9 protein-coding genes and 1 pseudogene are annotated in these 13,762 nt (G+C 54.3%); 4 read left to right on the forward strand and 6 right to left on the reverse strand.

Translation table 11 applies throughout. The features are described from left to right. Positions 1-231: 231 nt before the first annotated feature. The 4 genes and pseudogenes from JQR86_RS21705 to JQR86_RS21720 form a co-directional block, all read right to left on the reverse strand. Positions 232-2,109, reverse strand: a complete 1,878-nt coding sequence (locus JQR86_RS21705) for a J domain-containing protein (protein ID WP_434155017.1) — start codon at positions 2,107-2,109, stop codon at positions 232-234. Positions 2,110-2,114: 5 nt separating this feature from the next. Continuing rightward, entirely contained in the window at positions 2,115-3,809 is a 1,695-nt protein-coding gene (locus tag JQR86_RS21710) for an Hsp70 family protein (protein WP_434155019.1), read from the reverse strand. A gap of 284 nt (positions 3,810-4,093) precedes the next feature. After that, positions 4,094-4,957: a methyl-accepting chemotaxis protein gene (locus JQR86_RS21715; RefSeq protein WP_371106396.1), complete on the reverse strand. Its 864-nt coding sequence runs from the start codon at positions 4,955-4,957 to the stop codon at positions 4,094-4,096. Then, positions 4,949-6,016, reverse strand: a pseudogene (locus JQR86_RS21720) (methyl-accepting chemotaxis protein); the annotation flags it as partial. The pseudogene JQR86_RS21720 and the gene JQR86_RS21715, both read right to left, overlap by 9 nt. An 891-nt stretch (positions 6,017-6,907) precedes the next feature. Here JQR86_RS21720 and JQR86_RS21725 point away from each other — a divergent pair. After that, entirely contained in the window at positions 6,908-8,692 is a 1,785-nt protein-coding gene (locus tag JQR86_RS21725; protein ID WP_434155020.1) for a S8 family serine peptidase, read from the forward strand. Between the two features lie 2 nt (positions 8,693-8,694). Then, entirely contained in the window at positions 8,695-9,315 is a 621-nt protein-coding gene (locus JQR86_RS21730) for a hypothetical protein (RefSeq protein WP_434155022.1), read from the forward strand. A gap of 67 nt (positions 9,316-9,382) precedes the next feature. On the opposite strand, the gene JQR86_RS21735 is transcribed toward JQR86_RS21730, so the two are convergent. Both JQR86_RS21735 and JQR86_RS21740 read right to left on the reverse strand, forming a co-directional pair. Further along, positions 9,383-10,408 carry a hypothetical protein gene (locus tag JQR86_RS21735; RefSeq protein WP_407363467.1) on the reverse strand — a complete coding sequence of 342 codons (1,026 nt, stop codon included), beginning with the start codon at positions 10,406-10,408 and terminating at the stop codon, positions 9,383-9,385. Between the two features lie 370 nt (positions 10,409-10,778). Next, a complete protein-coding gene (locus JQR86_RS21740) occupies positions 10,779-11,711 on the reverse strand; it encodes a bestrophin family protein (RefSeq protein ID WP_150346405.1) in 933 nt (310 codons plus the stop codon). 277 nt (positions 11,712-11,988) lie between these two features. On the opposite strand from JQR86_RS21740, the gene JQR86_RS21745 reads away from it, so the two are divergent. Both JQR86_RS21745 and JQR86_RS21750 read left to right on the forward strand, forming a co-directional pair. Continuing rightward, positions 11,989-13,203 carry an MFS transporter gene (locus JQR86_RS21745; RefSeq protein WP_434155024.1) on the forward strand — a complete coding sequence of 405 codons (1,215 nt, stop codon included), beginning with the start codon at positions 11,989-11,991 and terminating at the stop codon, positions 13,201-13,203. A 34-nt stretch (positions 13,204-13,237) separates the two neighbouring features. Further along, entirely contained in the window at positions 13,238-13,726 is a 489-nt protein-coding gene (locus JQR86_RS21750; RefSeq protein WP_407363469.1) for a GNAT family N-acetyltransferase, read from the forward strand. The last annotated feature ends 36 nt before the right edge of the window (positions 13,727-13,762 follow it).

Raw genomic sequence — 13,762 nt, forward strand, 5'->3', positions numbered from 1 at the left:
CTGCGCTCGGTGATGCTTGGTTAAAAAACCGATTTGGAATGCTCATTTACAACACGTAAACTCTGCTTCCTTACCGATCCTTGCCTCGCCTGACCTTCGCTCGAAGACTTTTCGTACAGAGCTTAGCGCCTTAACCTGCTTACTATACTAACGATGAAAAGCCCCGCGCCAATGACACAACGCGGGGTGGTCCATAAATCTTTCCTAAAGCTGAGCCTCTTGAGCCCAGCCTCATGTTGATGCGCTATTTTTGACAGTTGGCTCGGGCTGCTGACTGTTGCATTGTTCATTGAACAGTTTTTGTAGCTTCAACATACAAACCTGCGCATCCTGGGCGTTGTCACAAAGCTTTGCTACCTGAGGTGCAGAATGCATGACGCACTGTTCTACCGCATTGGATGAAATAGGTACCTTTTGATTTGGGGACGATCCGCGTGTAGCAAGGCCTACCAGACCGCCCATAACAATAAAGGCAGCAGTAATCAGGATCAGTCGAATGACTTTAGAAAAATCGTTGCGTCGCCAGTAAGCAACCAGCGCATCGAATGGGGTACTCCCGGCTGGCAGGCGTACAAAGCAGGCGCAAGTTACTAGCCCCATGATTCCAAGTGCAATAAGCCCGGCCTTTTGCCCCATAAATAAGGCCATAACGGCTAGGGGAATACCGTTGCGTAGTAGCGTCCAGCGCAAGGCTTCTGGGTTGAATAACCGCCCAGGTAGCACCTTATAGGTGAGGATCAAATCAAACGGTTCTAGCCATTTGGCTGCTGGCCGCCACAAGCGCGTGAGTAATTTGGTTACCCATACGGCAATAAGCGGCCAAAGCGTCAAGGAATAGAACAAGGTAAATACGTCAAGACGCCCTTCCTGCCACCGCTGTGGCAAGGTATAAAGAAGTGCAAATAGAGCAGCGCCTGCCCATACCCAGCCATATGAAAGTGGCTTGCCTTCTTTAGGTTCTACGTTGACAAACGCATCGAGTCGCGCATCTGGAAAACGCTGTTTCAAACCAGGGTAGCGATGATTCAGACTATCCCTTAGGGTCTCACGCGCCACGCTGTCTTCTGGCTTGAAAGCCTTGGCGAGACGGATCTGCTCGGAATGAGAGATAGGCCCCAGCAACAGATGAGCAGCCCGTCCCTCAGGGGTTGTCGGCTCTGCATTAAGGAGCTGTTGCAGGCGGAGGGCATAAGCCTCCTGCTCACAGCGCTCTACCAGGGCACACCATGTCTCGTACGGCGCAGGTACAATGCCCTTACGGTCATCCCAGCCAAACAGGCAACATACGCCCTCGAACAATGAAGGGGTAAGATAGTCGGCCTCGTCCAGCATCTCCAGCACCCAACCCTGCAGTTGTTGCTGTCTGTCGAATGAATTCGCCCAGGGTTGCTTACTCAGTACCCTGAGCTGCGCTAGAAAGCCTAGCTCGTTACCTGCTTCGCCAAGGTCATCGAGATGCTCACGCTGATGTCCCAGAAGCTCTGCAGTCAGATAGGCTTCCTGACCGGCGCTGAGCACGACACTCTGCCAAGGTGTCAGCCACTGCAGCAGTTCAACCGCAGCGAGCAGAAGCGCGGTTTCATCATGCCTAAGACAGCGTTCGAGCAGTCCCGCCTGGAATGGAGCTGCGCAATTCAACTCCTGTGCCTGAGCCCATTGCTGACGTAGGTTCTCGGCAACAGTTTCCTCCAGCAGACGCTTGGCATGATGTCCTGCCAAGGCTTCGGCATTCAGAGCCGGTTCGGGATAATCAGGCGCTGGGCGAGGCCGAGGTGCATCACCCGGAAAGAATGCCGGCTCTTCAACCTCGTCCGAGCCATGAGCCTGGGTTGCTTGTAGCCAGACACTATTGTCTTCAGGCAGCACGGGCTCAACGGCCGCACCGGAAAAGGTTTCTGGCGTGCGTATGGAGGGCCAAGGGGCATCCTCGACCTCCTCGACGGTTCGCTCTCTGGCCCAGCTCAGGGCTTCCTCATAAGCTTCGCGCAGCCGCTGAAACGCCTCGGCATCATCATCGGGGCGATGCACTTTGAGCAGCTTGGCGTACTGCCGCTTGATAGTACGCTCATCGGCCTCATCATCGAGACCCAGAATTTCCCAGCAGTCCATAGGGCTTACCATGTCCCCCGCTCAAGCCTGTCGAGCTGCTCTGCAATCTGCTTGCGCACTTCACTGATCTTGCGCTCGTCCTGCGTTTCCAGGATCTGTTGAAACTGGGTAGCCAGATACCCCGCGGTCTCGCGCTCGTCGCCCAACAACTCTTGGTACAGACGTTCCAGACGCGCCACCATATGGGTATTTACCTGCTGGTCGCGCGGGTGAATCTTGAGTTTTTCCAGGGCTTTGAGACGCTCTTGAATCTCATCGGGGCTCAGAACGCCGGGGTTGTTTTCAATGACCAGCCGATGGTTGGCACCCGTCAACGGAATGGTGACATCGGTTTCCAGAATACCGTTGTTATCGTAGGTAAAACGCACGTCAATGCTGACCTCGCCTGCCTTGCGAGGAGGAACATCAATCTCGAGTTCGCCCAACTTGATATTGTCCTTCACCAGTCGGCTCTCGCCCTGAAAGATCCTGAACAGGACCTTGCTCTGGTTGTCATGGAGCGTTTGTACCGACCTGACACGGCTGACAGGCACTACGCTGTTGCGCTCGATAATCGGCAGGTAATGCCCGCTTTCACTCTGCTGACCAAACGTGATTGAGGTTTCGATGCCAAGCGTATAGGGACAGACATCGGTCAGGACAACCTCCTCAAGGGCTGCGTCACGACTTTTGAGGGCCGCCTGAACGGCTGCTCCCTGAGCAACGACCTCATCAGGGTTGAGGCTGATGGAGGGGAAACGGCCAAACAGCCCTGCTGCCAGCTTGCGTACCAAGGGCATGCGGGTCGTACCGCCAACCAGCAGCACTTCATCAAGATCAGCCACCCGGATTCGCGCATCCCGCAGTGCACGCTCAATCGGGCCCCGCAGGCGCTCCAGCAGCGGAGCGAAGAGCTCGGCAAGCTGTGCCTGAGTAAACGTCTGGCGCCACTCCTGCTCGTTATACCGCAGGACAAATTCGCTACTGGATTCCTGCGCCAAGGCTTTACGTACGCGCTCCGCCTCACGGCGCAGCGGCTGGCGGACCTGCTCCAGAGCAGGAAAGCCGCTCTGCTGGCCTTGAAGCGCGACGAAACGTTCCATGAGCATGAGATCGAAGTCTTCTCCACCCAGGAAGTTATCGCCTGCACTGGCGCGTACTTCCATGACTCCGTCGTATAACTCAAGAATGGAGACATCAAAGGTGCCGCCGCCGAGGTCAAAGATCAGAAATGAGGTTTCGCTATCTTTCTGGTGAAGCCCATACGCCAAGGCCGCGGCTGTCGGCTCGTTGATCAACTTTTCGACCTTGAGCCCTGCCAGCTCGCCCGCGATACGGGTAGCCTTGCGCTGTGCATCGCTGAAATAGGCCGGAACACTGATGACCGCTTCGGTCACCGGCTCGCCGTATTGACGCTCGACGTCAGCCTTCAGGCTTTTAAGCACCAGTGCGGACAGCTCTTCCGGCCGGAAGGTGCGCTCACCCAGGCGAACCTCCTGCGCGCTTCCCATGTACCGTTTGAACAAGGCGGCCGTTCGTGCGGGGTGGGTATGCAGCCGCTCACGTGCTGTCTTACCCACCAGTATCTGCCCCTCATCGTCGAGGCCGACTACACTGGGCGTCAGCGTATCTCCCAACGCATTCCTGACCAGCTCCGGCGCACCCTCACGCCAGACGGCGACCAGACTATTGGTGGTTCCCAGGTCTATACCAACGATCATACCAAGCGAGCTCCCTGCTAGAGGCCCTTTCCCTTGCGTAGCCGAAGCGTCGGCACTCAGGAGACAAGACCCAAGACACTATCCCTATAAATGGGCGTATTGAAATGAGTGGCTATTGTAGCGAGACCACTGCGCGCAGGCATCTCTTTGATACAGAGATCAACCAGGGCGTGACAGACGCACACAATCGGATAGTCACCCTGGCTGTAAAGCCAACAGCGCTGAGCTGGATCTGTCCGCTTGGAGAGTCAGTGCACGGCGAGTACCGTGCACTGAAGAGAGGATCAGACGCGGAAGCGGCTGACCATGGATTGCAGCTCATTACCCAGGCGCGCCAGCTCAACGCTGGAGGCCGCGGTTTCTTCGCTTGCCGCCGCCGTCTGCTCAGACACATCGCGAACATTGACGATGCTGCGATTGATCTCGTCAGCCACGGCGCTCTGCTGTTCAGCCGCCGCCGCAATCTGCAGGTTCATCGACTGGATGTTGGATACCATCTGAGTGATGTTTTCCAGCGAGCCGCCTGCCTTGCGGGCAAGCTCGACGCTGCTGTCAGTCAGCTTGCGGCTATCGTTCATCATAGACGCGACCTGTTGCGTACCAACCTGCAATCCAGCCACCAGCCCTTCGATTTCCTCTGTAGACTTCTGAGTACGCTGAGCCAAACCGCGAACCTCATCCGCCACCACCGCAAATCCACGACCGGCTTCACCAGCACGCGCGGCCTCAATGGCAGCGTTAAGCGCCAGCAGGTTGGTCTGCTCAGCGACAGACTTGATGACATCCATCACACTGCCGATCTTGTCACTTTCCTTCTGCAGATTGGTCATGGCCTCGGAAGAACGGTTTACTTCAGAAGCCAGACGCTCGATTTGTACAATCGCCTCGTTGACCACCTTGTCACCCATGCGGGCCTGCTTGTCCGCCTCGCTAGCAGCCGTGGACGCATCACCGGCATTACGGGCTACTTCCTGTACGGTCGCGGCCATTTCATGCATGGCGGTAGCCACCTGATCAGTTTCGCTCTTCTGGCCGTTTACACCTGCGCTGGTCTGCTCGGTCACGGCGGAAAGCTCTTCGGCAGCACTGGCGATCTGGGTCACACCATCGCGGATACCGGTAATCAGCTCACGCAGTGTATTGCCCATGCTCTGGATACCCTGCTGAAGAACACCCAGCTCATCGCGGCGGGTAACACGGGCAGAAGCCGTCAGGTCACCCGAGGCAATACGCTGAACTTCACCCAGTGTTTCTTTCAACGGCTGGGTAATCTGGCGGGTAATCACCCAGGCAGCCAGTACACCCAACAGCAGAGCCAGAATCGTGCTGCCGATCTGCAGCTGACGCGCATGGCTGCTTTCAATTGCCAGACGATCCAGCTGGAACTGATACAACTCCTCACTGATCTTGACGATCTCATTGCCCTGATCGGTCATTTCCTTACGAGCCTGAGCAATATCCGCATTGGCCTTCTTGTAGCCGGCGACAGCCGTGCTATAGCGATTCAGCGAGTCCTTTACCTGCTGGGCCGTATAACTTAGCTCATCCTTGAACACGGACATCATGTGATCAATGCCCTTGCCCGTTGTCTCGATCTGGGCAAGCAGTGCCTGTTCATTCTCGGACGTTGAATTAGCGGCATAGACACTGACCAGGAACTGCGTTTTCAGCAAGTCTTCCTTGGTCTTTGAGATAGTCTGAAACTGGGAGAAGCGACGGTCATCATAGCTGGGAAGCAGCAGGACGCTATTGGTCATCTTGTCGATCAGCTTGGCCGCGTCAGCCGACTCGCTCTTGATGGTCTCACGAGCCGAATTCGCAACCTTGTATGCGTCACGCATGTTGCCCAGGGACTTCTGATAATCGCCGTTGATGCCGTCCTGCTTTTTCAGCAGCACAACATTGGCCGGGTTGGTAAAGCTACCCAAGAGCTTCTTTTGCTGCTCAAGGTAGATACCCAAGTTCTTCTGCAACCGCTCGGTGCTGGTTTCATCCCCATTCGCCAGCATGAACTGCAGGCGTGCGATACGCAGGTCTGTCAGCGTTCTGTTCAGCTTGGAAATCTCCGTCATCCAGAGGCTTCGCTGAATGACGCTTCCCAAACCACTCCAGCCGCTCCAGGCAAGAAACAGCGTCAATGCCAGTACCACACCGAACCCCAGCGTAAGCTTGCGCGTAACGCTGATATTCCCAAACCAGCTATTCATAAGTCCTTCCGTCAAATGTCGTTTTGAGTCATTCAGCTGGTGTGTTTGTTCTTTTTTGGGCCAGCCTATCTATCTATGCGGAAGGGCTATCGGCAGATGCCGGGATAACTGAAGAAGGAGATATCACAAAAATCTGACAAAATGCACCAGGGGCAATGCCTGCAGTGATATTTCGACACTGACGCTTGGCGGTCGCCTGCTCAGCTGCACGCCCTTTAGGTCGACACCGGGTGCCAGAAGCATGTGTCAAGCAATCACTTGCCTGCCGAGTTCTTGAGGGAATAACCCAAAAGCACTCTGGCCATAAGGCCTCTGCACTGCAGACAGGCGCTAAAAGAAATTAGTTTTAATACGCCTACTGTTTACTACTTAATTGAGCAAGAACATAAATCAGTTACGACAGCATAAATTCATTCATCAAGTTGCATTTCTTCTACCTATACAAAACTATCTTTTATAACGAGCATTACACGCTGCCTTGCTTGGCGCCCTTTCAATTTATTTTTTATTCATTAAGTGACCACTCAGTCATCTGAATATAATCCAAACCAAGTCAAAAGATATTGAAAAGAATTAATGCCGTTTATCGGATTTTTTAGCCATACGTTATACTGATCCATTCATACAAGAGAGCCAATAAAATTATAAATCCATTATTTATCAATAACTTATAATTAACATAACATGCGCTCATGCCATCATATTTTTTCATTTTGAATCTCAATTCAATATCACAAGAATGGCATTTAAAGAGACACCTCAAGCAAACAGTCAATACACCTGATTTAAAAAACGAGACGTTAATTCTATATTCGTATCAGGAAAAACGAATCTGGGCGTATCGTTAATCCTGCCTGGCTAAATCTCTAGATAAAGCGAAGGACCGGAATAATGCTCTCATCCAAACAACCTATTTTTTTATTAGTTTCGCTTTTTGCAGGGGGAGTCTGCGGTATTGCATACGCTGCCGAAGACACTGCATCGTCACAAGCCGCACAAAATGTTCAGAATGGCAGCGACCCACTGTTCATTTACCAGTGGCATTTACGCAATAGAGGGCAAAAGGTAATCGGTGATGTCACGCCACTTGCCGGCGTGGATCTGCGGATGGGTGTATTGCATGAGCTGGGTATACGAGGGAAGAACGTCATTGTTGGGGTAGTGGATGATGGCTTGGAAATACGTCATGAAGACTTGTCAGGTAACGTCGTGCCAAATGGCTCGAAGAACTTCGTAAACGGATCAAACGATCCGACGCCGAGTGTCGATACCGATGAACACGGCACCTCGGTGGCAGGCATCATTGCCGAAATGGGATGGAACGGAAAAGGAGGACGAGGCATCGCACCCGAGGCGAAGCTGAAGGGCTTTAACTTCCTGGCCAGCGATGCAGACCCGGCAAGCCAGGATGCAAACATTCTGTACGCCTGGGGCAGCGTCAACGAATCCAAGGATGTAGCCGTCTTCAATAATAGTTGGGGCAGCAGTACACCTTACTATCCTGCATTTTCTACTAGCGAGCAGGCCGCCTGGGAGCGTTTGATGCAGTCCACGCGTAATGGCAAGGGCGGAATTTATGTCAAGTCGGCCGGCAACTCCTTCAAGGAGTTCTTTACCTATACTGCGTTTGGCCGAGTCAATATCTGTTCTGAAAAGGCAGCCGAGCTAAATGTGACTTGCGCGTCTTCAACGGTTGATCCCAACAACAACCTGATCACGATTATTACCGCCGCCGCCGTGAATGCTCGAGGGCTCCGCTCGTCTTACTCCACAGCCGGATCGTCGGTGTGGATCTCAGGCTTTGGGGGCGAATTTGGCAATCAGAGGGCCTATAACCCGGACCTTACCAATGTACGGGAAGCGATCAGGCCGACCTACTATTCCCCTGCCATCGTAACCACTGATCTAATGGGCTGTTCCCGGGGAGCCAATACCGCGAATACTGTTTCCAATGCCTTGGAAGGCAGTCAGTCGCCTATCGACAACTCCTGCAATTACTGGGGACGCATGAACGGCACCTCTTCTGCCGCGCCCACGGTGTCGGGTGTGGTTAGCCTGATGTTGGGCGCTAATCCCAAGCTGACTCAGCGCGACGTGAAATATATCCTGGCCAGCACCGCGCGACCGCTTGATCCTTATCAGCCGGTAGTGAGCTACGGCGGCACAGTGATCGAGCCGGGATGGATCACCAACGCGGCAGGCCATCACTTCAGCAACTGGTATGGGTTTGGATTGGTGGATGCAACCGCGGCCGTCAATAAAGCCATGAGCTTCAAGCTACTGCCAGCGATGAAAGATACGCAGTGGAAAGCCTCCGGTGATCCTGCCAGCCCGATTGGCGGTGTGAATGCTCCGGCAACATTGCGCGTGCGGATCAATCAGAGCATCAAGGTTGAAGCGGTACAGCTCAGCTTCCAGACCAGCCATATGAAGCCATCAAACCTGAAGGCCGTTCTAACCTCGCCAAGCGGTACCAAAAGCTATGTCATGACGCCTTTCTCGACGCTATCGGATGTTACGTCCGGGACCGGGTTCACCGTTTCACTGGCGGCGAGCAACGCGTTTCTGGATGAGCCGGCGACGGGTGACTGGACGCTTTCGTTAACGGATGTGGTTGATGCGGGGGGTAATGCCGCCAAGCTGCAAGACTTCAAACTTCGCGTGGTGGGGCACTGATCATGAAAATAGCCACTTTATTCTTCTTAACCGTTACCCTGGCTGCAACATCTCTGGTACAGGCGCAGACCACAAACGCGGCGCGCCTTCAGCAAGCGGCAACCGGGGCCAGCTTCAATGTCGGAAACACCCCGTTTCGCCTCGTGCCCAACGCAACGGTTCAGCGTATCGACTCCACTGCCTCTGCTCAAACGCCGTCAACCACGCAAAGCCAGAGCCGCCAGCAGACGCTACAGGCAGACAGCAATGTGGTGGGACAGATAGGGCCTTATGCGATCAGGCTGCCGCAGAACAATCAGGCTCAGCTCAGATCGCAATCCGCAACGGCAGCCAGCACTGCCTCAGGTCCGAGCGAGATGGGCGTCGCAGTGAACCTGACCTCCGGGCAAGCCGTGCTCGTGCCTCCGCGCCTGAAGGTATTTGTACAGGATGCGGCTGTTATGGAGCGGGTTGCAAAAGCTACTGGCGGTACGATGGTGCAAGCCTCTTCGGCGGCAGGCATGGGCGTCATCCATTACAGTTCGGTAGACGCTGCTCAGACAGCCCTGAGCAAGGTGAAGGGCATGCAGGGTGTGAACGACGTGTCACTGGACATCATCCAGGGCTTCATTCAAAAGCAGTAAGTCCATGATAAACACCGCGCTGTCGTCGAGAGACGTTCAGCGCGGCATTTATTTTCATGGTTAAACGTTACTGCTGGGTAATTGTTGCGTGGTTTGCCGTACCTGTTTGCGTAATGCCTGCAGTGTTGCCATAGAAGGTATCGCCACCCTGAGTAATCAGCGCCCGGTTGGCGATGCCGTTCTGGGTAAGCGACACTGAGTTTTGTGTCTGATATCCCACCTGATCGATCTGGGCGATATTCAGATCCCCGGTTTGGCTGTAGTTGATAGTGCTGGTGTCACTGTACTGGTTGATTTCAACGTCGTTATCATTGCCAACAGTGGAGCCAGAAAGGTTGGAGCCTCGTGTCCCTTGCACGACATAAAGCTCGTTATTCGAGCCTTCTTGTGAGACACCCAGGCCGCCAAACATATTGCTCTGTCTGACAGAGGCAAAATTGTTATCACCCGACTGAGATATCCCACCGTTGGCGAACTCACGCGTGGACTGTTCCAGCGAAGCGCTGTTGCCATTGCCATATTGGCTAATGCCAGCACCACCACCGCCTGACTGTCTGAAGTAAGCCGTATTGTTATCGCCTTCCTGCGTAACACTGCCTGATGTGGTGCCGCCGTACTGCACAGCTTCGACCCAGTTGTTATTGCCACGAGAAGTAATACCGAGCACCGTATCAAACCCGTTTTGGGTTACGTGCATAGTATTGCCTGTTCCTTCCTGGGTGGCTCGCAAATCAGCGACTTGCGCTATTCCGCTACCCTGATTCAGGGTAGCCAGGTTCGAATCGCCCCGCTGCTCAAGCGCCACACTGTTATCTTGGCCGCCGCCCCCCTGGTAGATCTGCCCTTCGTTGGCAGTACCCTCCTGAGTAATTGATACCTGACCGTTATTGACCTGTTGCTGTTGGATAACCCCGATATGACTGCTTCCCAGCTGATTGATAGAGGCCTGGCTATTGATAGCGGTACCAGCCTGCTCAAGGGTTGCCGTGTTGTTTTCTCCGTCCTGCATAACGTCGGCAGTATTCATTTCAGCCCAAGAGGGCATGGCGAAGGCCAGCAGGATGGCAGCAGCGAGTGGTTTCAAGCGGGACATACGATTTCCTTTCCTTGTATCCATAGGGGTCGCTACCTGGCGACCCGGTAATCGACCAGATCAGCACCGGATGGCGTGCTGAAGAACGGCGTGTTCCTGGCTATCCGTAACGCGGTATTGCCCTGCGGTAGATGAACCTTGTGCATGGCTTCCACCTGCGAGTGCATCACCAAGACGCCGGTCGATTCTTCAAGGAAAAGGCTAAATATAAAATCGATCCAAAGGATGTAAACGAACCGCTTTTGAGCCTTCTGGTATTAATTCCTGTTACCGAACCTTTGAGATGCATGGCTATTTGAGGCTTTCAAACAGAACATGCATCTCGATAGGTGACTGTGTCGTCCAAGGGACCACGGCAGGCTATTGGCGATTACGCAACGGTGGCGCTAGGTTGATAGCTGAGTCGCCGTGGCATAAAGCCGAACTCCAGCCGCGAAGGCTCTTTGAACATGGAGGCCAGGTTCTTTTCGATATTGCTGCACAGCGAGTTCATCTGGATCTGGTGCTGGCTGTTGGCAAACGGGGTTTGCAGATCGGTCCCGATCCGCTCGATCGCCAGCAACATGAAGCCTACGACGGTAGAAACCAGTGGCGTATACCACCCCATAGACGACACCAGGCCAACTGGAACAATCAGGCAGAACAGCGAAATGAACAGCCGCGGGAAATACACATAGGGAAAGGGTAATGGCGTGTTGGCAATACGCTCCATTCCACCCTGATGGTTCGAAATTTCCACGAGGGTAGATTCCATACGGGCCAGACGTATGCTGTCTAACCTACCCGCCTGGTACTCCTGCGCCACAATCGCTGCGGAGGCGTTCAGGATATCGTTGGGAAAGTTATTGGTGTCATGTCGGCGGGCAAACTCATCGGCAGGTAGTAGCGTCGCGACATCCGCTGGGCAAGCTTGGCCTTTGAGGTGAGCGGAGAGCGCCTTGAGGTAGGCCACGTGACGGCGAAACAGCAGCGCTTTGATTGGATTACGCCTGTCGTCTTGATCATCGATCAAGGTCAGTACCTGGCGACCAAAACTCCGTGAACTGTTTACCATGGCACCCCATAAGGTACGCGCTTCCCACCACCGGTTATAGGCGCTTGTATTGCGAAAGCTGATCAGGACGACCAGTGCTGAACAGAGCAGCGTCAGCGGCATAAGAGGCAGGTTTAGCCGGTTGTTCATCAGCAACATCGAATCGGCCGTAACGATGACATCCCAGATAAACAACCAGAACAGCGGCCAACCGACGTAGGAAAAAACCTTGTGCATCCAGGTCAGCGTTCTCGAAATCCGAGCAATCATGAAACGACTCCCTTGTTGACAGTCTGGAGATCAGTGGCTGTATATCGTTCAGATCGGTGTTAACACAGCTGCTGCCGGGTCTTCCGCGTGTCGTCAGCAAAAGCCAGGACCCAGGTTGTCCAGATAGATATAGGTGATCTCATGTGATGCATCCTCAATGCGGCTTTTGATGTGATCACGCTAACGGGGCTGGCTTAATTCTTCCTTAAAGGTTGCAAAATGTTTTAAATCAGGAGGAGTAGTCGTTGCCCAATGGACATAAGAGGCATGCATCCCCATGGCGCCCACTGCGTTCTTGAACGGCCTGAACTTCTTTCTTGCGGATGTTCGTGACGGGCTCGGCCCGTTCCTTGGAATCTTTCTTCAGCAACAGGGCTGGACCGCGGACCGAATAGGACTGGTCATGACACTAGGCGGGTTAGCCGGTTTGCTCCTGACCACACCGCTGGGAATGCTGGTGGACGCACTACAGGCCAAGCGCGGTATGGTTGCATGGGCTGCCTTGTGCATTCTTGTGGCCTGCGCCCTCAATTATTTTCTACCTACTTTTCTCTTTACCAGCATCGCGCAGATGGTTGCCGGTATCGCCGGTGCCGCTATTCCACCCGCCATTGCAGGACTTACCCTGGGCCTTGTAGGAACACGAGGGTTCGACCATCAGCTAGGTCGAAATGAAGCATTCAACCATGGTGGTAATGCCTTTGCTGCAATCGGCGCTGGCGTATTCGGCTACTGGTTTGGTCTGGGCGCTGTATTCGTCCTGATGGGCATTCTGACACTAGCCGCCTTGTGCATGCTAGCAAGGATACGGGCTGACCAGATTGATCACGAGGCAGCCCGCGCTGGCTCGCCGGATCATGCGCAAAAGCTTTCCTGGTCAGCCCTTTTCCGCAACCGCCCCCTTCTAACCGTGGCAGTTACAGTGCTGCTCTTTCACCTTGGCAATGCGGCAATGCTCCCGCTGCTGGGCCAGGCAATGGTAGCGCGCGGCACCGCTGGCGACCCCAGTGCCTATACCGCGGCTACGGTAATCGTGGCTCAGGCCACCATGATCGTCATGGCACTGCTGGCGGCCAGATTGGCCCAGACCAAGGGCTATTACATCGTGTTTATACTGGCACTGTTGGCCTTGCCTCTTCGCGGCCTGCTGGCCTCATTCATCCAGGCACCCTGGGTTCTGATCCCTGTCCAGTTGCTCGACGGTATTGGTACGGGCTTGCTGGGCGTAGCCGTACCGGGGTTGGTAGCCCGCATTCTGGATGGTTCCGGGCGATTCAACACCGGCCTTGCTGCCGTCATGACAGTACAGGGCATCGGTGCTGCCTTGAGTACCAGCCTGGGCGGATTTTTCGCAGCCCGTTACGGCTATGCTGAAGCGTTTAAAATACTGGCGCTGGTCGCCAGCGCAGGTGTGCTGTTGTGGCTCTGTGCGTCTTCCTGGATGTACCCTCTCTGCACGCAGCAAATAGCGCCTCGTGGTGCCAGGCAATGAGTCCGTCCGGCTGCTCAATCAGAGGGGTCATAACGTGTTTCACATTCGCAAGGCAAACCGCGCAGACACGGCGGACACCTGGACAGTCCGCTGTGAGGCCATTCGTCATCAATGCCCATCGTCCTACAGTGACGAGCAGATCCGGATCTGGACCAGTGGCACCTTTACGCAAAGCTATGAAAATGATGTCGAGGACCATTTCCATGTCCTGGTCTCGGATGAGCGCATCATCGGAACAGGTATGGTTGACCTGACATCCGGCAAGATCGACGCAATCTTTGTATTACCCCACTACATGGGACAAGGGGCTGCGCGCCAGATGCTGGAGCATCTCGAAACGCTTGCCGTTCAGGCAGACCTGGACTACCTTCACCTGGACGCAACCCTTAACGCGGCGCCGTTCTATCGAAAGTGTGGTTTTGTAGGTGAAAAGGTATCCACTTACCATTCGCCTCGTGGTCTTACGCTGAACTGTATACCGATGTACAAGATGCTTCGGCCAACCGGAGATATCCCTCGGTAAGGCCACAGATAAAGTCTGCCAACGCACCACAACAGA

The organism is Pseudomonas sp. JZ134 (assembly GCF_051027695.1).
GTDB lineage: Bacteria > Pseudomonadota > Gammaproteobacteria > Pseudomonadales > Pseudomonadaceae > Chryseomonas > Chryseomonas luteola.